This window comes from Streptomyces subrutilus (assembly GCF_001746425.1).
In the GTDB taxonomy this organism is placed as follows: Bacteria; Actinomycetota; Actinomycetes; order Streptomycetales; family Streptomycetaceae; genus Streptomyces; species Streptomyces subrutilus_A.
In genome coordinates this window covers 4,925,746-4,948,846 of record NZ_MEHK01000001.1, presented here as the reverse complement: position 1 = coordinate 4,948,846, position 23,101 = coordinate 4,925,746, and the positions used below count along the sequence as shown (strand labels likewise).

At 74.5% G+C, this 23,101-nt stretch carries 14 protein-coding genes; 4 read left to right on the top strand and 10 right to left on the bottom strand.

The features are described 5' to 3' along the window. Positions 1 to 52: 52 nt before the first annotated feature. From BGK67_RS23420 to BGK67_RS23405, 4 genes are all read right to left on the bottom strand, one after another. Positions 53 to 499, bottom strand: a complete 447-nt coding sequence (locus BGK67_RS23420) for a MarR family winged helix-turn-helix transcriptional regulator (protein WP_244291297.1) — start codon at positions 497 to 499, stop codon at positions 53 to 55. Positions 500 to 603: 104 nt separating this feature from the next. Continuing rightward, positions 604 to 3,012 carry an endopeptidase La gene (lon, locus tag BGK67_RS23415; protein ID WP_069924054.1) on the bottom strand — a complete coding sequence of 803 codons (2,409 nt, stop codon included), beginning with the start codon at positions 3,010 to 3,012 and terminating at the stop codon, positions 604 to 606. A 107-nt stretch (positions 3,013 to 3,119) separates the two neighbouring features. Further along, the gene (locus BGK67_RS23410; RefSeq protein WP_432215474.1) at positions 3,120 to 3,740 is read right to left on the bottom strand and encodes a rhodanese-like domain-containing protein; all 621 of its coding nucleotides are present in this window, start codon (positions 3,738 to 3,740) and stop codon (positions 3,120 to 3,122) included. Positions 3,741 to 3,784: 44 nt separating this feature from the next. Then, positions 3,785 to 5,182, bottom strand: a complete 1,398-nt coding sequence (locus BGK67_RS23405; RefSeq protein ID WP_141754046.1) for a hypothetical protein — start codon at positions 5,180 to 5,182, stop codon at positions 3,785 to 3,787. Between the two features lie 36 nt (positions 5,183 to 5,218). On the opposite strand from BGK67_RS23405, the gene BGK67_RS23400 reads away from it, so the two are divergent. The 4 genes from BGK67_RS23400 (at position 5,219) to BGK67_RS23385 (ending at position 12,105) form a co-directional block, all read left to right on the top strand. After that, positions 5,219 to 5,797, top strand: a complete 579-nt coding sequence (locus BGK67_RS23400; protein ID WP_141754045.1) for a hypothetical protein — start codon at positions 5,219 to 5,221, stop codon at positions 5,795 to 5,797. 356 nt (positions 5,798 to 6,153) lie between these two features. Beyond that, the gene (locus BGK67_RS23395) at positions 6,154 to 6,894 is read left to right on the top strand and encodes a response regulator transcription factor (RefSeq protein WP_069921921.1); all 741 of its coding nucleotides are present in this window, start codon (positions 6,154 to 6,156) and stop codon (positions 6,892 to 6,894) included. After that, positions 6,891 to 7,970, top strand: coding sequence for a HAMP domain-containing sensor histidine kinase (locus tag BGK67_RS23390; RefSeq protein ID WP_069921920.1), 1,080 nt, complete (start codon positions 6,891 to 6,893; stop codon positions 7,968 to 7,970). Before BGK67_RS23395 ends, BGK67_RS23390 begins: the two co-directional genes overlap by 4 nt. A 259-nt stretch (positions 7,971 to 8,229) precedes the next feature. Beyond that, a complete protein-coding gene (locus tag BGK67_RS23385; protein WP_069924052.1) occupies positions 8,230 to 12,105 on the top strand; it encodes a multifunctional oxoglutarate decarboxylase/oxoglutarate dehydrogenase thiamine pyrophosphate-binding subunit/dihydrolipoyllysine-residue succinyltransferase subunit in 3,876 nt (1,291 codons plus the stop codon). A gap of 265 nt (positions 12,106 to 12,370) precedes the next feature. Here BGK67_RS23385 and fxsT read toward each other — a convergent pair whose 3' ends face one another. From fxsT to BGK67_RS23355, 6 genes are all read right to left on the bottom strand, one after another. Continuing rightward, the gene (gene fxsT, locus BGK67_RS23380) at positions 12,371 to 15,385 is read right to left on the bottom strand and encodes an FxSxx-COOH system tetratricopeptide repeat protein (protein ID WP_069921919.1); all 3,015 of its coding nucleotides are present in this window, start codon (positions 15,383 to 15,385) and stop codon (positions 12,371 to 12,373) included. A 73-nt stretch (positions 15,386 to 15,458) separates the two neighbouring features. Further along, positions 15,459 to 16,715, bottom strand: a complete 1,257-nt coding sequence (locus BGK67_RS23375; protein ID WP_069921918.1) for an HEXXH motif domain-containing protein — start codon at positions 16,713 to 16,715, stop codon at positions 15,459 to 15,461. Next, positions 16,712 to 17,959, bottom strand: a complete 1,248-nt coding sequence (locus BGK67_RS23370; protein WP_079154334.1) for an FxsB family cyclophane-forming radical SAM/SPASM peptide maturase — start codon at positions 17,957 to 17,959, stop codon at positions 16,712 to 16,714. The genes BGK67_RS23375 and BGK67_RS23370 overlap by 4 nt, the downstream gene beginning before the upstream one ends. 183 nt (positions 17,960 to 18,142) lie before the next feature. After that, positions 18,143 to 18,343 (bottom strand): FxSxx-COOH cyclophane-containing RiPP peptide, encoded by a 201-nt coding sequence (fxsA, locus tag BGK67_RS23365; RefSeq protein WP_069921917.1) that lies wholly within the window; start codon positions 18,341 to 18,343, stop codon positions 18,143 to 18,145. Between the two features lie 99 nt (positions 18,344 to 18,442). Further along, positions 18,443 to 22,069: an SAV_2336 N-terminal domain-related protein gene (locus BGK67_RS39005; RefSeq protein WP_069921916.1), complete on the bottom strand. Its 3,627-nt coding sequence runs from the start codon at positions 22,067 to 22,069 to the stop codon at positions 18,443 to 18,445. 6 nt (positions 22,070 to 22,075) lie between these two features. Next, entirely contained in the window at positions 22,076 to 23,086 is a 1,011-nt protein-coding gene (locus tag BGK67_RS23355) for an AAA family ATPase (RefSeq protein WP_069921915.1), read from the bottom strand. Positions 23,087 to 23,101 lie beyond the last annotated feature (15 nt).

Sequence of the window (23,101 nt, the reverse complement as noted above, 5' to 3'; positions counted from 1 at the left end):
CCCGGCCGGAGGCGCGCCGGGCTGCCCTGCCCGCGGGGCTCCCGCGCGCCGCCTAAGGGGTGTCCTCGCCCGCGTTCAGCTGGTTGAGCAGCCGGGCCAGTTCCGCCACTTCGCCGCGGTCCCAGTCGGCGAGTTTGCGCATGTACTGCTCGCGGCGGGCGTCCCGTACCCACAGGAACCGCTCGCGGCCCTCCTCGGTGAGGCCGACCAGGAAGGCCCGCCCGTCGGCGGGGTCCGGCTCGCGGGCGATCAGGCCGAGGACCTCCAGGGCCCGCAGCTGGCGGCTCATGGTGGCCTTGCCGACGCCGAAGTACGCGGCGAGCTCGGTGGCCCGCTGCCGGCCGGCCGCCTCCAGGCGTACGAGGAGCCCGTACGCGGCGGGCTCCAGCTCGGGGTGGAGGGCGCGGGCCATCTCGCCGGAGGAGGCGCGGGCGCGCCGGAGGAAGACGGACAGCTCCCGCTCCAGGGCAAGGAACTCCTGGTCTTCGCTCCCGTACACGTCCTGCTCCTTCGGTGGTGGGTGGGCCGCCAGTATTTCGCAGCGGGCGCGCCGACGGCCCGGGGCCCCGCCGCGCGGGGTCCCGGGCCGTCGTACGGCGCCCGTCAGGCGGCGGCGGTGACCGGCGCCTCCTCCCGCGCCCGGGCCTGCGCCAGGGCCAGTTCCAGCACTTGGCGCACGTCGGTCACCGGGTGCACCTCCAGCCCCTCCAGCACCTCGGCCGGGACGTCGTCCAGGTCGGCCTCGTTGCGCTTGGGGATGATGACGGTGGTCAGGCCCGCGCGGTGCGCGGCGAGCAGCTTCTGCTTGACCCCGCCGATCGGCAGGACGCGCCCGGTCAGCGAGACCTCGCCGGTCATGGCCACGTCCGTGCGCACCTGGCGCCCGGAGAGCAGCGAGGCGAGGGCCGTCGTCATGGTGATGCCGGCGCTCGGGCCGTCCTTGGGGACCGCGCCCGCCGGGAAGTGGATGTGCACGCCCCGGTCCTTCAGATCGGCGACCGGGAGTTCCAGTTCGGCGCCGTGCGAGCGCAGGAAGCTGAGCGCGATCTGCGCCGACTCCTTCATCACGTCACCGAGCTGGCCGGTGAGGGTCAGGCCGGCCCCGCCCGTCTCCGGATCGGCCAGCGAGGCCTCCACGAAGAGGACGTCGCCGCCGGCTCCGGTCACGGCGAGGCCGGTGGCCACACCGGGGACGGCGGTCCGCCGCTCCGCCGGGTCCTGGGCGGACTCGGGGACGTGGTGGGGCCGTCCGATCAGCCCGCGCAGGTCGTCGGGGCCGATGCTGAAGGGCAGTTCCCGCTCGCCCAGTTCGTGCTGGGAGGCCACCTTGCGCAGCAGCCGCGCGAGGGACCGCTCCAGGGTGCGCACGCCCGCCTCGCGGGTGTACTCGCCGGCGAGCTTGCGCAGCGCCTCCTCCTTCAGGACCACCTCGTCGGCGGCGAGGCCCGCGCGCTCCAGCTGGCGCGGCAGCAGGTGGTCGCGGGCGATGACGATCTTCTCGTCCTCGGTGTACCCGTCGAGGCGGACCACCTCCATCCGGTCGGCGAGGGCCTCCGGGATGGCTTCCAGGACGTTGGCCGTGGCCAGGAACACCACGTCGCTGAGGTCGAGCTCCACTTCCAGGTAGTGGTCGCGGAAGGTGTGGTTCTGCGCCGGGTCCAGGACTTCCAGCAGGGCGGCGGCCGGGTCGCCGCGGAAGTCGGAGCCCACCTTGTCGATCTCGTCGAGGAGGACGACCGGGTTCATCGACCCGGCCTCCTTGATGGCGCGGACGATCCGGCCGGGCAGGGCGCCGACGTAGGTCCGGCGGTGTCCCCGCACCTCGGCCTCGTCGCGGACGCCGCCGAGGGCGACGCGGACGAACTTGCGGCCCATGGCGTGGGCCACGGACTCGCCGAGCGAGGTCTTGCCGACGCCGGGCGGCCCGACGAGCGCGAGCACGGCCCCGCCGCGGCGGCCGCCGATGACGCCCAGGCCGCGCTCGGTGCGCCGCTTCCTGACCGCCAGGTACTCGGTGATGCGGTCCTTGACGTCGCCGAGCCCGGCGTGTTCGGCGTCGAGGACGGCGCGGGCGCCCCGGATGTCGTACCGGTCCTCGGTGCGCTCGTTCCAGGGGAGCTCGAGGACGGTGTCCAGCCAGGTGCGGATCCAGGAGCCCTCGGGGCTCTGGTCGCTGGCCCGCTCGAGCTTGTCGACCTCCTTGAGGGCGGCTTCGCGGACCTTCTCGGGGAGGTCGGCGGCCTCGACACGGCTGCGGTAGTCGTCGGACTCCTCGCCGTCCTTCTCGCCGTTCAGCTCGCGCAGTTCCTTGCGGACGGCCTCCAGCTGGCGGCGCAGCAGGAACTCGCGCTGCTGCTTGTCGACGCCGTCCTGCACGTCCTTGGCGATGGACTCGGCGACGTCCTGTTCGGCGAGGTGGTCGCTGAGCGCCTTGACGGCCAGCTTGAGGCGGGCGACGGGGTCGACGGTCTCGAGCAGTTCGACCTTCTGCCCGACGGTCAGGAAGGGCGAGTACCCGGAGTTGTCGGCGAGGGCGGAGACGCCATCGATCTGCTGGACCCGGTCCACGACCTGCCAGGCGCCGCGCTTCTTGAGCCAGCTGGTGGCGAGCGCCTTGTACTCCTTGACGAGCTCGGCGACGGCGCCCGGCAGCGGGTCGGGCACGTGCTCGTCCACGGTCTCGCCCTCGACCCAGAGCGCGGCGCCGGGGCCGGTGGTCCCGGCGCCGATCCGGACGCGGCCGCGGCCGCGGATGAGCGCGCCGGGGTCCCCGTCGGAGAGCCGGCCCACCTGCTCGACCGTTCCGAGCACCCCGGTCCCGGCGTACTTCCCGTCGACGCGCGGCACGAGCAGGACCCGGGGCTTGCCGGTGCCGGCCGCCGCCTGGGCCGCCTCCACGGCCCCGCGCACCTCGGCGTCGGACAGGTCCAGCGGGACGACCATTCCGGGCAGCACGACCTCGTCGTCGAGCGGCAGCACGGGCAGGGTGAGCGTTGCGGACGTCGAAGCCATGATCAACCCTTCGGCAGTGAAGTTGAGCTATGCCGACTCAATGCATGTGCGCCGCCCGTTGTTCCCCACGCTGCGTTCGCCCGGGGCGAACGCAGCGTGGGCGGCTGTCACCCAGCCGGGCCCACGGCCACCGGGCGCTCGTTCGAGGGCAGCCCCCACTCGCTCCACGAACCGTCGTACACGGCCGGCCGCCGGTAGCCGGCGAGGTCGGCGCCGAGGGCGAGGACGCAGGCGGTGACGCCGGAGCCGCAGCTGAAGTAGAGCCGCTCCCGCTCGCCCGCCAACGCCGTGAAGGCTTCGCGCAGCTCCGCCGGGGGCCGCATCCGGCCGTCCTCCCCCTGGAGGTCGGCGAAGGGCAGGTTGAGGGCGCCCGGCATGTGGCCGCCGCGCAGGCCCGGGCGGGGTTCCGGGGCGGCGCCGGCGAAGCGCTCGCGGGTGGGGGCGTCGAGGACGGCGGCGGCCGGGTCGGCCAGGGCCGCGGCGACGTGGGCCCGCATCGCCCTCGGCGAACCGGTCGGCGGTGGGCATGGTGTGCGGGGGCGGGGCGCCGTGGTCGGACAGGTCCCCGTCGAGGTCGAAGGGGCGGGCGCCGGGGATCCGCCGGCCGGCGCCGCGGTGAGCGCGCCCACGGAGGCGTCGAAGACGACCAGCCCGGGCTCGGCGAGCCGCGCGGCCAGCCGGTCGGCGCCGACCAGCGGCCCGGACGGATCGGGGGAGTCGGGGGTCACGCGGCGGCTCTCGGGGTGGTCGGAGCTCGATCCTGCCGCACGCCTCAGGCCGGGCAGCCGCCCGGGCGGGCGTAGAGGGCGACGCGGGCGCCCCGTACCTCGGTGACCGAGCACAGGTCGAACCAGGCGGCCAGCGTCTGCCGCTTCACCGCTTCGCGCAAGTACGGGTCCAGCGGCTGGCCCGCCGGGTCCATCAGGGCGATGACCCGGGGGGAGGCGATGAGCGCCGCGCGGAGGTCCGCCGAGGGCAGCTCGGTGCCCTGGAGTGTGTGGGAGGCCTCCGGGGAGCGGGCCAGGGCCACGTCGCGCAGCCCGTCGTGGACGCCGGGCGAGGACAGCAGCCACTCGCGGCGCCGCGAGGGCAGGAAGAGCACGGCGTCCCCCGGCCGGGCCAGTTCCCGGACCGCGGCGGCCACCGCGAGCGCGTCGTCCTTGCGGCTCTCGGGGGTGCGCAGCCACACCGACCAGCAGCCGGCGGGCACGAGCAGGGCCGCGACCACCAGCCACGGCCACCAGTCGCGCGCCGCGGCCAGCCGGGCCCCCGCCAGGAGGGCGAGCCCGGCCAGCGCGTAGAGCACGTACCGGTCGACGTACCAGGGGTGGACCAGCGAGAGCGTCATCAGCAGCCCGGGCGGCAGCAGCGCGAGGGGCAGCGCCACGCGCACCACGCCGGCCAGGTCGCGCCGGCCGGCGCCCCGGGCGAGGAGCAGCGCGGCGCCCGCGAGCACCGCGTACGCCGCCCAGTCCTGCCACGACGGCCGCCCGAGCCAGCCGAGCTGCTGACCCGCCTGCCGGGCGCTGACCAGGGCGAGGGGCAGCAGCAGGGCCGCGACGGCCCCGGCGGCGATGCGCCAGCCGCGCGAGCGCCAGGCGGTGACGGCGTGCGCGAGCAGCGCCAGTACGGCGAACTCGTGCAGCCAGCAGCCGAGGAGCAGGACCACGGCGTACGCCGTCCACCGCTCGCGCAGCATCAGGTACGTCGCCCAGACCACGGCCGCGGCGACGAGGGCGTAGGAGCGGCCCTCCTGCGCGTACATCTGCACGGGCGGGAGGGCGGCGTACACGAGCCCGCAGAGCAGTGCGGCCCGCTCCCCCGCGAGCCGGTGCCCGATGGCGGCCACTGCGGCGGCGGCGAGGGCGGTGGCGGCGACGGAGGGCAGCCGCAGCGCCCACAGGCCGCCGTCCCAGGCGAGGAACACCCCGTGCATGAGCAGGTAGTACAGGCCGTGCACGGCGTCCACCTGGCCGAGCAGGTCCCAGAGCCCGCCGAGCGGCCGGTGGGCCACCTGCCAGGTGACGGATTCGTCGCGCCACATGCTGCCTTCGCGCTCCAGGCCCCACAGGCCGAGGAGGACGGCGAGCAGCGGCGGGAGCACGCGCCAGGGGGCGATGCGGCGGATGGCTGCCTCCGGGTGCTGTTGTCGCGGGTGCGGGGACTCCATACTCGGGGTTCGGTCGGAGTACCTGCGGAGGTGGGTGTGCGAGCGTTCCGAGTGGTGGCGGTGACGGCGGCGGTCCTGGCCACGATGCTGGCTGCCGGATGCGGACCGTCCGATTCCGATGACGGGGACGAGCGGCCGCCGGCGAGCGGCTCGGAGACGCCGACGGACGCGTCGGCCGGCCCGAGCCCCACGCCCGCCGCTCCGACCGCGACCGCCCCCACGACGGCGGGGCCGGCCCCCACCACGGCAGGTCCGACCCCCGCCTCGTCGCCGGCTCCGGCCGAGACCCTGGTCCGGGCCGGCCGCAGCGGCGGCTACGCCGGCCAGACCCACACCCTCGTCGTCAAGGGCGACGGCTCGTGGACCCGGCTGGGCCCCCAGACCGAGCCGGAGGGCACCGGGAAGCTGCCTGAGGCCGGGCTGGCCGCCTTGCGCACCGCGCTCGCGGAGGCGGACTTCGCGCGCCTGCCGAGGATGGCCACGGGCGACACGACGGTGTACGACGGGTTCACCTACGCGTTCGTGCACGGCGGCTTCGAGGTGGCCGCCGAACAGGAGGCCCTGGCCCCGGCTCTGCGGAAGGTCCTGGACGCCCTGCCCCCGTTCACCCCCTAGGGCATGTCGGGGGCCCTCGCCTTCGAGGGCGCCCGCACTTGTGCCACGTACCGTCTCGACGGTTCCGACAAATCCGGAGCGAATTATTCCGCTCTCCGCGAAGCCGGAGTCGAGGCGCCTCCCGTTCGAGCTCCCGCGCTCCACGGCGGCCGTCGAAGCCTCCCGCCCGAAGGTCCCGGACGACACCGAGGACCCGGTGTCCGCACTCGGCCACGGGCTGTCCCCGTAGGCCGGTACATCCCTCCCCCAACCCGGACCATCAGCACAAATGCCCTGTCCGAACCCCGCATAGCCGCAGGCCGGTGCCTCCTCTACGCTGCACCCCACCACGCAGATCTTCAGGGGCGGACCGGGACATGGAACAGACACACACCACCCACAACGGCGCCTCGGCGACCCCCGGCGCCCAGCGGCGCGTGCTCGTCGTCGAGGACGACCACACCATCGCCGAGGCGATCGCGGCGCGTCTGCGGGCCGAGGGCTTCCAGGTCCAGACCGCCGCGGACGGCCCTGCCGCCGTCGCCGCGGCCGAGAGCTGGCTGCCGGAGCTGCTGGTCCTGGACGTGATGCTGCCGGGCTTCGACGGGCTGGAGGTCTGCCGTCGCGTCCAGGCGCAGCGGCCGGTCCCGGTGCTGATGCTCACCGCCCGCGACGACGAGACCGACCTGCTGGTCGGCCTCGGGGTCGGCGCGGACGACTACATGACCAAGCCGTTCTCGATCCGCGAGCTCGCCGCGCGGGTGCACGTACTGCTGCGGCGTGTGGAACGGGCCACACAGGCCGCGCACACCCCGCGCGGAGCCACGCTGAGGCTGGGCGATCTGGAGATCGACCACGCGCAGCGCCGGGTCCGCGTGCAGGCGGAGGACGTGCACCTGACGCCGACCGAGTTCGACCTGCTGGTGTGCCTGGCCGGGACCCCGCGGGCGGTGCTGTCCCGGGAACAGCTGCTGGCCGAGGTGTGGGACTGGGCCGACGCCTCCGGGACCCGTACGGTCGACAGCCACATCAAGGCGCTGCGGCGGAAGATCGGGGCGGAGCGGATCCGTACCGTCCACGGCGTCGGGTACGCCCTGGAGACCCCGGCGCAGGCATGAGCGGGCGGCACCCCGGGCCGGGGCTGCGGCCCTTCTCGCCGTTCTCGATCAAGACCAAGCTGGGCACCCTCGTGGTGGTCTCGGTCTTCATCACGACGGGCCTGCTGCTGGTGGCCCTGCGCACGGACACCGAACTGCGGTTCATCACCGTCTTCTCGGTGATCGCCTCGATGCTGATCACCCAGTTCGTGGCGCACGGCCTGACCGCGCCGCTGGACGACATGACGCGGGTGGCCCGGGCGATATCCCACGGCGACTACACCCGCCGGGTGCGCGAGGCGGGCCGTCGCGACGAGCTGGGCGACCTGGCCTCGACGATCAACCTGATGGCGGACGACCTGGAGGCGGTGGACCGGCACCGCAAGGAGCTCGTCGCCAACGTCTCGCACGAGCTGCGCACGCCGATCTCCGCGCTGCGGGCCGTGCTGGAGAACGTGGTGGACGGGGTCTCGGCCGCCGATCCGGAGACCATGCGCACGATGCTCAAGCAGACCGAGCGCCTCGGCCGCCTCGTGGAGACGCTGCTCGACCTGTCCCGCGTGGACAACGGGGTGGTCCCGCTGAAGGCCCGCCGCTTCGAGGTGTGGCCGTACCTGTCGGGCGTGCTGAAGGAGTCGGGGCTGGCGGCAGCGGGACGGCCGGGCCTGCTCTCCGGTTCGGGCGGGCACACCCGCAACGACGTGCACCTGCACCTGGACGTCTTCCCGCCCGAGCTGACGGCCTACGCGGACGCCGAGCGGCTGCACCAGGTCGTCGCGAACCTGATCGACAACGCGGTCAAGCACAGCCCCCCGCACGGCCGGGTCACGGTCCACGCCCGGGCCGGCGACGCACCCGACTCCCTGGCGCTGGAGGTGCGGGACGAGGGCCCCGGCATCCCGGAGGCCGAGCGGTACCGGGTCTTCGAGCGCTTCAACCGGGGCAGCGCACGGGCCGGCGACGGCGGCACCGGGCTGGGCCTGGCCATCGCCCGCTGGGCCGTGGAGCTGCACGGAGGGCATATCGGCGTGGCCGAATCGTCACGGGGCTGCCGCATCCTTGTCACGCTTCCGGGCAGCTCGCAGGCGCCACGTTGACGTAGGGTTCGAGTGGGAAGGACATGATCTCGGCCACACGTACCCGGGGTCCGTCAGGGGTGCGAAGCCAAGGGGGCCGCAACCTCGGTGCCCCCTACCCGAACCGCGCTTGTTTCCCGCCATTCCAGGCAGCGAAACCCGCCGTTCGATGTGACCTGGGCGACGGAAGTCCCGCCCGGTCTGCATCTCGCGGCCGAGGAGGCGTAGCCTTTATTCCCGCTGTCCATACCTTGTGAAGCGGAAGAGGGCGGTTGCCGCCGTGTCGCCACAGTCCCCCAGTAACCCGAGCACCACGACCGAAGCAGCAGAGGGCGGGAAGACCCCTGCCTCAGGCTTCGGTGCCAACGAGTGGCTCGTCGACGAGATCTATCAGCAGTACCTCCAGGACCCGAACTCGGTCGACCGGGCCTGGTGGGACTTCTTCGCCGACTACAAGCCGGGGGGCGTCGCCGCTCCGGTCAAGGCCGAAGAGCCGAAGAAGTCCCCGACGACGGACGGCGCCTCCGCACAGGCCGCCAACGCCGTCGCCGCGGCTCCGCAGGCCGTCGACGCCGCCGCCACGGGGGCGGCGCGCGCCGCGGCCCCTGCCGCCCCGAGCCCCGCGCCCACGCCCGTGTCAGCCCCCGCCCCTGCTCCTGCCACCCCCTCTGGTGCCCCTGCTGTGACTGTCCCCTCCCAGGCCCCGGCCGCCGCACCGGCCGCGCCCGCCACCCCCGCTCCCGTAGCCAAGCAGGCCGCGCCCGCCACCGAGGCCCCCGCGGGCCCGGAACTGGTGACGCTCCGCGGCCCGGCTGCCGCGGTGGCCAAGAACATGAACGCCTCCCTCGACGTCCCGACGGCCACGTCCGTCCGCGCCGTCCCGGTGAAGCTGCTGTTCGACAACCGCATCGTCATCAACAACCACCTCAAGCGCGCCCGGGGCGGGAAGATCTCCTTCACCCACCTCATCGGCTACGCGATGGTGCAGGCGATCAAGGCCATGCCGTCGATGAACTACTCCTTCGCGGAGAAGGACGGCAAGCCGACCCTGGTCAAGCCGGAGCACGTCAACTTCGGCCTCGCGATCGACCTGGTGAAGGCCAACGGCGACCGCCAGCTCGTCGTCGCCGGCATCAAGAAGGCCGAGACCCTCAACTTCTTCGAGTTCTGGCAGGCCTACGAGGACATCGTCCGCCGCGCCCGCGTCGGCAAGCTGACGATGGACGACTTCACCGGCGTCACCGTCTCGCTGACCAACCCCGGCGGCCTGGGCACCGTGCACTCCGTGCCCCGCCTGATGCCCGGACAGTCGGTCATCATGGGCGTCGGCTCCATGGACTACCCCGCCGAGTTCCAGGGCACCTCGCAGGACACCCTGAACAAGCTGGGCATCTCCAAGGTCATGACCCTGACCTCGACCTACGACCACCGGGTCATCCAGGGCGCGGCCTCCGGCGAGTTCCTGCGCATCGTCGCGAACCTGCTGCTCGGCGAGAGCGGCTTCTACGACGACGTCTTCGAGGCGCTGCGCATCCCGTACGAGCCGGTGCGCTGGAACCGGGACATCGACGCCTCGCACGACGACGACGTCACCAAGGCCGCCCGCGTCTTCGAGCTGATCCACTCCTACCGGGTCCGCGGCCACGTCATGGCCGACACCGACCCGCTGGAGTACAAGCAGCGCAAGCACCCCGACCTCGACATCACCGAGCACGGCCTCACCCTGTGGGACCTGGAGCGCGAGTTCGCGGTCGGCGGCTTCTCCGGCAAGTCGATGATGAAGCTGCGCGACATCCTCGGCGTGCTGCGCGACTCGTACTGCCGCACCACCGGCGTCGAGTTCATGCACATCCAGGACCCGAAGCAGCGCCGCTGGATCCAGGACCGCATCGAGCGCCCGCACTCCAAGCCGGAGCGCGAGGAGCAGCTGCGCATCCTGCGCCGCCTGAACGCGGCGGAGGCCTTCGAGACCTTCCTGCAGACGAAGTACGTCGGCCAGAAGCGCTTCTCGCTGGAGGGCGGCGAGTCCGTCATCCCGCTGCTCGACGCCGTCATCGACTCGGCCGCCGAGGCCCGCCTCGAAGAGGTCGTCATCGGCATGGCCCACCGCGGCCGCCTGAACGTCCTGGCGAACATCGTCGGCAAGTCGTACGCGCAGATCTTCCGGGAGTTCGAGGGCAACCTCGACCCGAAGTCCATGCACGGCTCCGGCGACGTCAAGTACCACCTGGGCGCCGAGGGCACCTTCACCGGCCTGGACGGGGAGCAGATCAAGGTCTCGCTCGTCGCCAACCCCTCCCACCTGGAGGCGGTCGACCCGGTCCTGGAGGGTGTCGCCCGCGCCAAGCAGGACATCATCAACAAGGGCGGCACGGACTTCACGGTCCTGCCGGTCGCCCTGCACGGTGACGCGGCCTTCGCGGGCCAGGGTGTGGTCGCCGAGACGCTGAACATGTCGCAGCTGCGCGGCTACCGCACCGGCGGCACCGTCCACGTCGTGATCAACAACCAGGTCGGCTTCACCGCCGCCCCGGAGTCCTCGCGTTCCTCGATGTACGCGACCGACGTGGCCCGCATGATCGAGGCGCCGATCTTCCACGTGAACGGCGACGACCCGGAGGCCGTCGTCCGCGTCGCGCGGCTCGCCTTCGAGTTCCGCCAGGCGTTCAACAAGGACGTGGTCATCGACCTCATCTGCTACCGCCGCCGCGGCCACAACGAGTCCGACAACCCGGCCTTCACGCAGCCGCTGATGTACGACCTGATCGACAAGAAGCGCTCGGTGCGCAAGCTGTACACCGAGTCCCTCATCGGTCGCGGCGACATCACGCTGGAAGAGGCCGAGCAGGCGCTCCAGGACTTCCAGGGCCAGCTGGAGAAGGTCTTCGCGGAGGTCCGCGAGGCCGCCACGCAGCCCGCCGCCGGCGCCCCGGCGGCTCCCGCGCAGACCGCGCAGGAGTTCCCCGTCCCGGTGAACACCGCGATCTCCCAGGAGGTCGTGAAGCGGATCGCCGAGTCCCAGGTCAACATCCCCGAGCACGTCACCGTGCACCCGCGTCTGCTGCCGCAGCTGCAGCGCCGCGCGGCGATGATCGACGAGGGCACCATCGACTGGGGCATGGGCGAGACCCTGGCCTTCGGCTCGCTGCTGATGGAGGGCACCCCGGTCCGGCTGTCCGGCCAGGACTCCCGCCGCGGCACGTTCGGCCAGCGCCACGCGGTCCTCATCGACCGTCAGACCGGCGAGGACCACACCCCGCTGCAGTACCTGTCGGACGACCAGGCCCGCTACAACGTCTACGACTCGCTGCTCTCCGAGTACGCGGCCATGGGCTTCGAGTACGGCTACTCGCTGGCCCGTCCGGACGCGCTGGTCCTGTGGGAGGCCCAGTTCGGCGACTTCGTCAACGGCGCGCAGACCGTCGTCGACGAGTTCATCTCCTCGGCGGAGCAGAAGTGGGGCCAGACCAGCGGCGTCACCCTCCTCCTCCCGCACGGCTACGAGGGCCAGGGCCCGGACCACTCGTCCGCCCGCCCGGAGCGCTTCCTCCAGATGTGCGCGCAGGACAACATGACGGTGGCCATGCCCACCCTGCCGTCGAACTACTTCCACCTGCTGCGCTGGCAGGTCCACAACCCGCACCACAAGCCGCTGATCGTCTTCACCCCGAAGTCGATGCTGCGTCTGAAGGCCGCGGCGTCGAAGGCGGAGGAGTTCACCAGCGGCTCGTTCCGTCCGGTCATCGGCGACAGCACGGTGGACGCGAACGCGGTCCGCAAGGTCGTGTTCTGCGCCGGCAAGGTCTACTACGACCTGGAGGCCGAGCGCGAGAAGCGCGGCATCACGGACACGGCGATCATCCGCATCGAGCGGCTGTACCCGCTGGCCGGTGCGGAGATCCAGGCGGAGATCGCCAAGTTCCCGAACGCGGCGAAGTACATCTGGGCCCAGGAGGAGCCGGCGAACCAGGGCGCGTGGCCCTTCATCGCCCTCAACCTGATCGACCACCTCGACCTGGCGGTCGGCGCGGACGTCCCGGCAGGCGAGCGCCTGCGCCGCATCTCCCGCCCGCACGGCTCGTCCCCGGCCGTCGGCTCGGCCAAGCGCCACCAGGCGGAGCAGCAGCTCCTCCTGGACGAGGTCTTCGAGGCCTAGTCGCTGCGCGGCTCACCAGCACGGAAGGCCCGGCCCCCCACGGGGGGCCGGGCCTTCCGGCTGTGGAACTGAGCGTCGGTACGCCGACCGCATGATTCGGACCGTCGTTCTGGACATCGGCGAGACCTGACCCGGGACGATCGCTACTGGGCGGCCTGGGCGGACGACCCGAGGCCCGCCGCCACGGACTAAAAGGCAGGGCGCGCGTGGGACCCGTACCATCCCCGCACCCGTACCCCTGCCCGCCCCCCCCCCGGCTCCCCCCCTACGGCTGCGGCTCGAAGTCCCAGTACGGGCGGGTCTGCTGCTTCGCCGCGACCGTGTGGACGTGCTGGGGGCCCAGGGTGCGGGTGAGGCCCTTGATGCCCGCGTCCTCGTGCTTGCCCGCCTCCGTGTCCTCGCGGACCGTGCGGAGGTCGGCCGCCAGGGCGATCTGGGCGCTCAGCGTCATCGGGTGGTCCGGGCCCAGGACCTGCTCGGCGGTGCGCAGCGTGTCCCGGCTCAGGGACAGCGCGTCCTCCAGGTGGCCGGTGATGTTGCGGTGGCCGGTGGCGTTGAGGGCGCAGCCCAGCGTCCAGGGGTGCCGGTCGCCGAGCGCGCCCCGCATGCCGACCAGCGCCTGCTCGGCGAGGGACAGGGCCTCCGCGCGTTCCCCCTGCGCGCGCAGCACGAGTCCGAGGTTGCCGACCGTGCCGATGCTGTACGGGTGGGCGAGGCCCAACTGCGACTGGTAGCCGCGGACCACGTCCTCCGAGATCCGGCGGGCCTCGCCGATGTCCCCGTACTCCCGGAGGTACGTGGCGTAGTCGGAGGCCACCATCAGCGTCCACGGGTAGTCCACCCCGAAGACGCGGGTGGCCCGCTCCCACACGGTGCGCAGCCGCAGCCCCGCACCGGGGATGTCTCCCGAACGGCGCAGGCACAGCCCCAGGTTGTGCTCGGCGCGCAGGGTCTGCGGGTGGCCCAGCCCCAGTACCTGGGTGTTGAGCTTGACGCCCTGCTCCTGCCGGGTCTGCGCCTCCCGGTAGCGGCCCATCAGCCGCAGCCCCATGGCGCAGGCGATGCCGGAGGAGAGGGTGGAGATGTGCTGGGGGCGCAGCACCCGCTCGCGGCGGCGCAGGGTGTCCAGGTCGAGGTCGTAGGCGTCCTGGTAGCGGCCCAGGAGGCGGTAGGTGGCGGCGAGGTTGTTCTGGGCGCCCAGCGTGGTGGCGTCGTCCTCGCCGAGCAGGTCGCGATAGGTGGCCAGGCAGTGCTCGAAGATCTCGCGGGCGGGCTCGAACTTGGCGATGCAGAGCAGCACTCCCCCGTACGCGCTGCTGGCGCGCAGGGTCTCCAGGTCGCGTTCGCCGCGCTCCCCGGTGATCCGGTCGGCGACGGCCCTGGTGAGGGTCTCGGCCCTGCGGAACAGGCCGAGGTTGCGCAGGGCTCCGCCGTACTGGTAGCTGAGCTCGCGGACCTTGGGGTGGTCCTCGCCGAGCATGGCCCGCCAGGCCTGGTCGGTCTCCTCGGACAGCCGCAGGCAGGTGCGGTACTCCCCGGCGAGGATCAGGTAGCGCAGGCACTGCAGCAGGAAGTTCTGGATGCGCGGGTTGCTGCTGGTCAGCACCCCGGAGGTGGTCAGGTGCGGGATGAGCTCGGCGTAGCGGGGCCACAGCCGGGCGTCGGAGGGGCGGCCGGGGTCGGCGGCGGCGAGGACCTGGCGGACGGCGCGGGCGAGCGGTTCGGCCTCGTCCTCGGAGAGGTTGTCGCGGACGATGCCGTGCACCATGCGGTGCAGCTGTACGGTCTCCAGCCCGCCGCCGCCCTCCTCCACGGGCAGGTCTGAGTATTCGAGGCGGACGACGGAGAACTGGACGAGCTTGTTGAGGGCGGCGTTCCACCGGATCTGGTCGTTGATCAGCCCGGCGAGCTGTTCGGGCACGTCGTCGGCGGGGAACTCGCGCAGCAGCCGCAGCGGGACGGGGCCGGGGGCGAAGAACACGAACAGCCGCAGCAGGGCGAGGGCGTCGGGGAAGTTCTCCCGGACGTTGTTCAGGAGTATGGCCAGGGCCGTGGGGAAGGGCAGCGGGTAGTCGTCGGAGACGGTGACGGCCTCGCGGGAGTCCATCCGTCGCTGGAGCAGCGCCAGGTAGTCGCCGACGGTCAGGGGTGAGTCGGCGAGCCAGCCGGCGGTCTGGTCGAGGGCGAGCGGGTAGTCCTCCAGGGCCTCGGCGAGCTGGTCGGCCTCGGGGGCGGTGAGCCGCAGGGCCCGGCGGCGGATGAAGGTGATGGACTCGGGCCGGGCGTAGAGCGGGACTTCGACGAGGCTGGTGTGCCGGGAGGCCCATTCGCGGTTGCGCGAGGTGATGATGACGTCGCCCGCGCCCGTGGGCAGCAGGTCGGTGAGGTCGTCGGGGTTGTCGCAGCCGTCGAAGACGATCAGCCAGCGGCCGTACGGGGATCCGCGCCGCAGCGCTTCCAGGACGGCCCGGATCTGCTCGCCGTAGCTGCCGGCGCCGCGCGGCAGGCCGAGGGCGGGGGCCAGGTCGGCGAGGCGTTCGCGCAGGGTGGGCCGGTCCTCGGCGGGGACCCACCAGACGATGTCGTACTCGGAGGCGAAGCGGTAGGCGTACTCGGTGGCGACCTGGGTCTTGCCGACGCCGGAGAGCCCGAGCAGGGTGACGGTGGAGGCGCCGGCGGGGGCTTCGGTGAGCGCCGCGCGCAGGGTGCCGATGACGTCGTTGCGGCCGGTGAAGCGGGGGTTGCGGCGCGGGACCCGGCCCCAGATCTCGGGCGGGTCGTTGGGGAAGCGGGGTCCGCGGCGGCCGGTCTCGGTGCCGATGCGGTCGGTGGGCAGCTCCAGGCGGCGCAGCACGCGGTACTCCGCCTCGTACGCGTCCAGGCCCCACAGGTCGGTCTTCTCCAGTACGGCCACGGCGCTGGGCAGCGGGGCGTCGGTGAGGCAGACCGCGGCGAACCGGTCGGGGTGGCGGGCGGTGACGGTGCGCAGGGCGGTGTTCCACTCCGCGTCCTGCATGTCGGCGGCGTGGGTTCCGGCGGAAAAGTAGCGTTCGCTGAGGACCAGGAGGACCCGGCTGCCGGAGCGGGCGAGGTCGTCGAGGGCCTCGGTGACGCCGGGGCTGTTCTGCGGGTCCCAGCGCTGGAGGGCGACCCGGTGGCCGTGTTCCTCCAGGCGGTGGGCGATCCACACGGCCCAGGGCCGGTTGAATCCGGCGAAGCTGATGACGAAGCGCTGCGGTCCAGCGGTGGAGCCCTGTTCCTGCCGACTACCGGTGGTCATGCGGCCGTCTCCCTGAAATCCGGGCAGTGGACGGGCTTGAAAGGTACCGCAGCACGGGCCCCGGCGAAGCCCCTCAAGCCCGTACGAACGGGGCGAGTTCGGGATGGGCCTCGCACCAGGCGCGGCGCTCGCGGTCGACGGCCCGGCGGGCGGCGGCGTGCTGGTCCCCGGGCGGCGGGAGTTCGTCCATGGCCCGCTCGGCGTCCGCCATGGCGTCGGTGAACTCGCGTCCGGCGGAGGTGAGTTGCTCGTGTGCGCGCAGTACGGGCAGGACGGCGGCGACCTGGGCGCGGGTGCGGGAGTGCTGGGCCCAGGCGCCCCGGGCCCCGTAGAGGGCGGCGCGCTGCCAGTACCCGGCCAGGGCCAGGTGGGCGTAGGCGCCGTGCAGGAGCCCCTCCAGCGGGCGGGGGTCGGTGCGCCAGGGGGCCCAGTACCGGGGGGTGCGGTCGGCGGTGTGCAGGGTCAGGACGTCGGCGAGGGCGGTGAGCTTGCCGTGCTGGACCTCGTGGACGAGGGTGGCGGCCAGGGCGGGCGGGGCCTGCGCGCGGGCCAGTACGGAGCCGGCGGCCGCGGGCAGGGTGGCGCCGCTGGAGCGGGAGCCGCCGGCCAGCGGCACGACCGAGCGCAGCAGGTGGACGGTCTCCTCGGCGCGGGCGGTGTCGTAGCGCTGGAGCAGGGTGAGCGCGCCGGTCCACTGGGTGTCCCAGCGCTTGTGTCCCTTGGGGGTGAGCCGGCGGGCGGGGCGGACGGGGGCCGGCCGGGCCGGACCGGGCGCCCGGTAGGGGTCGAGGTCGTCGAGGGCGGTGCGGCCGCCGGGGAGGGGGTGCAGGGGCAGGGTGGCTGGGTCCTCCGGGTCCCAGGAGCGTTCGGTGAGGGCCAGCGGACCGGGGCGTTCGGGGCGCAGCAGCCCGAGGGTGGGCAGGACGAGGCGGCCGTGCTGGGGCCGCAGGGTGTGGGTGAAGGCGATCCGGGCGCGCAGGGCGGCGGCGACGGCGAGGGCGCCGAGGTGGCCGAGGTCGGGCGGGGGCCCGCAGGGGGCGTGCAGGCGGCGCAGGGTCTCCTCGGCCCACACCCCGGTGGCCGGGTAGTGCAGGACGTCGCGCACGGCGTCCGGGGCGCGGCGTTCGGCCGCTTCCAGCAGGGCCCAGTGGTCGGCGGCCTCCCCGGCCCCGGCACCGGGGGCGGCGTCGAGGACGGCCCGCAGCAGGACCAGGCGCTTGGAGCGGCGCACGTCGCGGACCAGGCGGTTGCCCTCGGCGCAGGGTTCGGTGGAGGCCAGGGCGCGCAGGGTGCGCGAGGAGACGGTGAAGGAGGCGAGGGCGGCGGTCATGAGGCGACCGCCGGGGGGCGGGCGGCGCCCGCGACGGCCGCGGCGATGTGCCGGATCAGGACCTGGAGGTCGGCGCAGTACACGGACGGCTGCCGGAAGCCCTCGCCGGCCCGGTAGCGGTGCGGGTAGTGCCCGCCGCCGCAGACCTCGACGAGTTCGCAGGTGCGGCAGCCGTCGGCGAGCGCGGCCAGTCCGAGCTGGCGGGCGGCGAAGCCGGGATGGTCGAGGAGCTGGTCGAAGCTGTGGGTGCGCAGGGTCATGCCGGTGGTGGCGGCGCCCTCGTAGGCGGACTTCAGCGAATCGGCCTGTTCGATGGAGCCGTCGGTCTCGATGACGGCGGTGGCGGCGGGCGCGAGCCCCAGGGTCTCGGTGGCGGCGGGCAGGCCGAGCAGCAGGGCGATGATCTCCTCGAAGACGCGGATCCGGGTGCGCCGCAGCCCGTCGTGCCACCAGCGTTCGAAGACGGCGAGGAGCCAGTCGGCGTACGGGGTGCCGTGCGGGTGGTGGCCGGGTGGCGGGGAGCTCCAGTTGGCGAGCGGCAGCAGCAGCCCGACGCTGGGCGGGGCGAAGGCGAGCAGGGACTCGTACGTCTCGACCGGGTCGTGGGCGAGGTCGATGACGCAGAGGACCCCGGCGTAGCTGTCCGGATGCCGGGCCAGCAGCCGCAGGCCGCGGGCGGCGGCGCCGAATCCGGGACGGCCGGCGTGGTCCACGCGCCGGGTGTTGTGCGCGGGGAGCCCGCCGTCGAGGCTGACGCCGACGCGTATCCCGGCGGCGGCCAGGGCGGCGAGGCGGCCGCGGGTGAGGAGGGTGCCGTTGGTCTGGACGGTGGCGGTGACGCGGGTGCGCGGGGCGGCCGCGGCGACGGCGGCCCGCACGGCGTCGACGGGCCCGGCCAGTGCGGCGGGCGCCGTGAGCAGCGGCTCCCCGCCGTGCAGCACCAGGTCGACGCGGGGCAGGTCGTGGGCGGCGGCGTGTTCGGCGATCCGCTCGGCGGCGCGGGCGGCGGTGGCGGGGTCCATGGTGGTGGGCTGGGCGCGCCAGCCCTGGTCGGCCATCTCGTAGACGTAGCAGTAGGTGCAGGCGAGGTTGCAGCGGCTGCGGGTCTTGAGCACGAACTGCCTTACGGGGTGTGGCCGGTGTCCGGCGGCGCGCAGGGCGGGCACGTCGAGCCGGGTGTAGGGCCAGGGTGCGTGGGTGCGGTGCGCGGGCTGCCCGGCCGCGCTCGTGTGGGTGTGCCTCATCGCTGTACCTCCCGCCCCCGCCCCCGGTCACCGCAGGGAGGCGCCCCCTGCGGACGGTGCATCCCTGCCCTCCGGACGGCCTCGGCTAACGGCGGAAAGTGGTCAAGTGGGCTGCGGTCGAGTCGACTCGGGTGGGTCGGGCGAGCCGGGTGGCGCGCCGGGTCAGCCGGGTTGCGCGCCGGGTCAGTCGACGCCGGAGTCGAAGGCGTTCAGGATTTCGGCCGGGTGCGTCACCCGTTCGACCATGCCCTCGATCACCTGGGCCAGCACGGGGTGGTCGATCCCGCGCAGCGCGGCCAGATCCAGCCCGGAGAGGTCCGGCAGCCGTGCGGGGCACTTGTGGGCCTGGGCCGCCACCGCCAGGTCCTGATCCTTCGTCACCATGGGCCGCAGGTCCCCCTGTTGCGTCGGATGTGCGATGGTCCACTGCCCTTTCCCCTCCCCCGGCGCCCGGAAACGGCAGCGCAGGGGGCGCAGAGCTGCTCAGAGGGCCGCTTCCAGGGCTCTGATCCGCTCGGCGAGCGCCGCGGCCCGCCCCTGCGCCGGCCGACCCGGAGACCGGGCGGAAGGCCCGCCCGAAGGGCTGGCGGAAGGGTCCGTCGGCGGCCCGCCTGGAGGCCCGCCCGGCCGGTCTTCCGGCGGCCCGGACGGCCGGCCGTCGGGCTGACCGTCGTTCCGGCCGTCGTTCCGGCCGTCGTTCGGGGCGTCCGGCTGGCCCTCGATCCGGCCGTCGTCGAGGCCGTCGTTCCGGTAGTCGTCCCGGTCGTCGTGCAGGCCGTCGCGCTGAACGTCGTTACGGTCGCGGGGGCCGTCGTTCAGGCCCTCGTCCCGGCGGTCGGGCACGGCGCCGTCCCGGCCCTCCCGCGGTCCGGCCGCCGGTCGCTCCTCGGACCGGTACTCCGGCCGCTCCTGCCCCTGCCCCTGCGCACCCGCGCCGCCGAGCCGCGCCCACAGTTCCAGCGCCGAGCGGTAGGCGTCCAGGGCCGCCCGGGGCCGGGCCAGCCGCTCCAGTACCCCCCCGCGCAGTTCCTGTACGCGGGCCGCCAGCTCCACGGCCAGGTCCCGGCGCTCCTCGCGGTCGGCCTCGAGGGCGGCCCGCCAGGCCCGCCGGTAGGAGTCCGCCGCCCGGTCGAGGCGGTCCGCCGCCCGGGTGTGCCCGTGGATCTCCAGCTGCACGTCCGCGTGATCCCGCCAGGCTCCGGCCCGTTCCAGCGGGCTGCGGCTCTGCCGGACGGCGAGCTCCAGCAGGTACTCCGCCTCCCGCAGGTCCACCGGGTCCCCTTCGTAGCCGTGCCGCAGCCGCAGCCCGGCCGCCAGCCGCAGCAGCCGGTGCGCGGCCCCCGGGTCGGACTGCGGCACCGCCGCCCGGCTCTCGCGCAGCACGCGTACGGCGGCCCCGGTGAACGCCCGGCCGTCGGCGGCCCGGGCCCGCTCCAGCAGGACGTCGCCCCACTCGGGCAGCAGCTCCCCGAAGGCCTCCGCGTCCCGGGGGATCAGCCGCCGGGCCCGGCCGTACGCCTGGGCGGCGTCCTCCAGCGCCACCGGGTCGGCGTCCCGCTCGTACCGGGCCCGGTGCACGCGCGCCAGGCACACCAGCGCGGCCACCCGCAGGTCGGGATCCCCGCCCGCCTCCTCGAAGGCCGCCCGCAGCTCCCCCGCCGCGTCTTCGAGCCGCGCGGGCAGGTACCGCAGCGCCCCGGCCAGCTCGACCCGGGTCCGGGCGCGCGTCTCCCGCCCGGCGGCGTCGTCCGCGGCCGGGCCGGTCACGGTCAGCCGGGCCGACGCCTCATCGGCCAGGGCCGTGCGCTCGGCCGGGTCCGGGGTGTGGGGCAGCAGCGCCAGCAGGACGCGGCCCAGGGCCCGTTGCAGCTCGGGGTGCGCCGCCGTGTCGCCGACGGCGCCGGCGACGGGCTCCAGGGCGGCCCGCGCCTCGCGCAGCGCGCCCGGGTCCTCGCGCAGCGCGCTCAGCCGGATCAGGGTCTCGGCGCGGCGCACGGCGCAGTCCCGCCGCAGGCCGGGGTCGGCGGAGGCGGTGCCCGCCGCCGCGAACTCCCGGTCCGCGGCGGCCAGCAGGTCCGCCCGGGGCTCGCCGGCCAGCGCCCGCTCGTACAGCACCCGGCCGTGCAGGGCCCGCGCCGGGGGCGTGCTCAGGCCGGTCAGGGTCCGCTCCGCCTCGGTGAGGAGTTCCGGGTCGCGCTGCGCCGCCCACAGCCGCAGCAGGGCGCCGGCCAGTTCGGTCTCGGCTTCCTCCGGCGGATCGCCGGGCCCGGCGGGGGCGGCGACCGCCCGGCGCAGGACCGCCACGGCCTCGTAGAGCGCCCGGGCGTCCCCGTCCGCGCCGCCGGTCCGGTCCCGGTCCGCGTCGGCGAGCCGCTCCCGCGCGGCGCGCAGCGCTCCGGCCCGCGCGGGTGGCGGCGGGGGCGTGGCGGGCTCGCGCACCGGCGGTCCTTCCTCCGGTACGCCGGGCAGGTAGCGCCGCACGACCTTGGCGGAGACCTGGGCGAAGGCCTGCGGGAGCCGCCCGGCGGGAACCCGGTCGGCGTCGCCCGGCACGGGACCCGTACCGGGGCCGGAAACCGCACCCGTACCGGCGTCCGGGCCGTCCTCGGCGTCGGCGGGCGGTTCTCCGGTGAGCTGGGAGACGGCGAGTGCGGGGAAGTTGCGCACGCCCCGCCCGAAGTGGGCCAGCACGTACTCCGAGCAGTGCTTCAGCACCAGGGCGGCCTCGTCCCGCCCCAGCGGCCCCAGCAGCACGTCCTGCACCCCGGGGGCGAACTCGTACCACTGCCCGGGGGTGTCCGGGCTGCGCCGCAGCAGGCCGCTCAGCAGGACCTCGGCCAGGTCCGAGGGTTCGGAGTCGGGCAGCATCGTGCGCTGTACGAGCCGCATGACGGGCAGCGTCAGCGGGGCCGCCGACAGGTACACGGCCAGCTGGACGGCGCGGGGCGCGGCCGAGGACCGGAACCGGGCCACCAGTTCGCGCGGTGGGCGTACGGCGCGGGGCGGGGGCGGGGGCGCGGCCGGATGGGCGGCCAGCACCCGGCCCACCTCGGCCTGTACCGGGCCGGTGCCGAGCCCCGCGACGAGCCGGGCCCACGCGCCGAGGGCGATGGCGCTGGGCGGCAGGACGGGCACGGTCAGCCCGCCCGTGGGCCGCCCGGGCAGCGGCGGCCGGTCTGACCGGAATCTCAGCTTCCCTCCGCTGCCCTCGATCCGGGAGAGCGTGCCGCGCTCGGTTGGCAGCCAGCTGCGGCCCCACAGTCGCTGGGGCAGCGGCTGGACGACCACGCACGGGGTGCACTCGGCCCAGCGGTGCAGGAGCCGGTGCGCCGAGCCCTCGCGCCAAAGCGGTCCCGCGCAGTCGGAGACGACCATGGTCAGGGCCCGGCCGGTGGGGTCGCGCAGCTGGTCCCCGGAGCGCAGTCCGGCGCCGGGTGCGGGGCTTCGGCCGAGCGCGGCCGTGCCGTCGGGGAGCCGGTGCAGGTAGTGCACCTGGACGTCCCGGAAGGCGCCCAACCGCTCGCACACGGAGCGCAGTTCCTCGAACATGTCGTGCCACACCGCCATGGACGGCGACGCGTCCATCACCAGCCGTACGGTGGCTTCGCGCCGGCTCTCCGGCCTGAGCACCGGGATGACCAGGCCGAGGGCCCGGGCGCTGGCCTCGGCGGTGGCCGGCTCGTCCAGCACCGTCCGGGTGGGCGGGGCGGGCGGCCGGTGGCGCTGGAGGGCGCGCAGGGCCCGCTGGATCGCGAGGATGCGGGGCAGCGCGGCTGCGGCGGGCACCCGTACGGGCACGCCGCGCTCACCGGGCGGCTCCCCGGCGGGTTCCGGCTCCGCCTCGCCCGCGCGGCGCGGCGCGGGCGCGTAGAGCCTGATCGGATCCTCAGCCTCCGGTTCTACCCGCTCGGGATCCTCGGGCGGCCTGACCAGATCCTCAGCCTCCGGTTCCGGTACGGACGCCTCCGCACCCGGCGCGGGCGGCGCCGGCCGGCCCATCCGCGCGGCCAGCCACAGCGCGTCGGCGAGCTCCTCGGCGGTGGGATCGAGGCCGGCGCCGCGCAGCAGCACGGCCAGTTCACGGATGCCGGGCACTCCGGCGGGCGGCACGGCCCGTCACCTCGGGCGGTCGAGGCGCTGGATGAGCAGGTCCGCGAGGTCCTCCCGGGTGGGCGGGGCGGCGTAGTGCGTCAGGTAGACGGCATTGAGCAGCTGGTCGGCGGCGACCAGCTCGGACTGCGAGCGGCTGAGGAACTCCCGGATCAGGTCGGCCCCCAACTGGGCGGCTTCCTCCCCCAGATGGGCCCGGACCATGGTGGCGAGCCGTTTCTCGCCGGGCTGCCCCAGCTTGAGCTGGATGCAGCGCCGCAGCAGCGCGGCGGGGAAGTCCCGCTCCCCGTTGCTGGTCAGGATGATGAAGGGGAAGGCACGGCAGCGCACCCGGCCGCCCCGGACGGTCACCTTGGCCCCGTCGTCGGTGAGCACCTGCACCTCGGGCTCGGTGTCGGCCACCCGCTCCAGCTCGGGGAGGGCGAACTCCCCTTCCTCCAGCACGTTCAGCAGGTCGTTCGGCAGGTCGATGTCGCTCTTGTCGAGCTCGTCGACGAGCAGCACCCGGGGCCGCGCGGTGGGCAGCAGGGCGGTGCCCAGCGGGCCGAGCCGGATGTACTTCCCGATGCCCGGCCCCCCGTCCGGCGCCCCGCCGCTCGCCGCGAGCTGCACGTCCTGGAGCCGGGCCAGGGCGTCGTAGCGGTAGAGCCCGTCCTGGAGGACGCTGCGCGACACCACCGGCCAGCGCAGCACCCGCCCGAGCTTCAGCTCGTGGGCGACCGCGTGCGCGAGGGTGGACTTGCCGGTGCCCGGGAAGCCGGTCACCAGCAGCGGCCGCCGCAGGTACAGGGCCGCGTTGATGGCCTCCAGCTCCTCCGGCTCGGGCCGGTGCAGCTCGGCGGCCTGCCGGTGGGCCCCGAGCCGCCGGGCGACGTTCCCGTCCGCCACCGACGCCGGTCCGCCCGCCTCCCCCACGGGTCCGCCGTCGAAGTCCCGCCAGGGCGGCGGATCGGGCAGGGCCTCGATCCCGTCGTGGGGCTCGCCGACACCGCGGTAGATGAGCCATTCGTCGTTCATGGGTGCTGCTCCCTC

What these genes read in the sequence shown, in the direction of transcription:
- lon (WP_069924054.1), bottom strand. Translation starts at nt 3,012, where the DNA reads ATGGCTTCGACGTCCGCAACGCTCACCCTGCCCGTGCTGCCGCTCGAC.
- BGK67_RS23405 (WP_141754046.1), bottom strand. Translation starts at nt 5,182, where the DNA reads ATGGAGTCCCCGCACCCGCGACAACAGCACCCGGAGGCAGCCATCCGC.
- BGK67_RS23395 (WP_069921921.1), top strand. Translation starts at nt 6,154, where the DNA reads ATGGAACAGACACACACCACCCACAACGGCGCCTCGGCGACCCCCGGC.
- BGK67_RS23390 (WP_069921920.1), top strand. Translation starts at nt 6,891, where the DNA reads ATGAGCGGGCGGCACCCCGGGCCGGGGCTGCGGCCCTTCTCGCCGTTC.
- fxsT (WP_069921919.1), bottom strand. Translation starts at nt 15,385, where the DNA reads ATGACCACCGGTAGTCGGCAGGAACAGGGCTCCACCGCTGGACCGCAG.
- BGK67_RS23375 (WP_069921918.1), bottom strand. Translation starts at nt 16,715, where the DNA reads ATGACCGCCGCCCTCGCCTCCTTCACCGTCTCCTCGCGCACCCTGCGC.
- BGK67_RS23370 (WP_079154334.1), bottom strand. Translation starts at nt 17,959, where the DNA reads ATGAGGCACACCCACACGAGCGCGGCCGGGCAGCCCGCGCACCGCACC.
- fxsA (WP_069921917.1), bottom strand. Translation starts at nt 18,343, where the DNA reads ATGGTGACGAAGGATCAGGACCTGGCGGTGGCGGCCCAGGCCCACAAG.
- BGK67_RS23355 (WP_069921915.1), bottom strand. Translation starts at nt 23,086, where the DNA reads ATGAACGACGAATGGCTCATCTACCGCGGTGTCGGCGAGCCCCACGAC.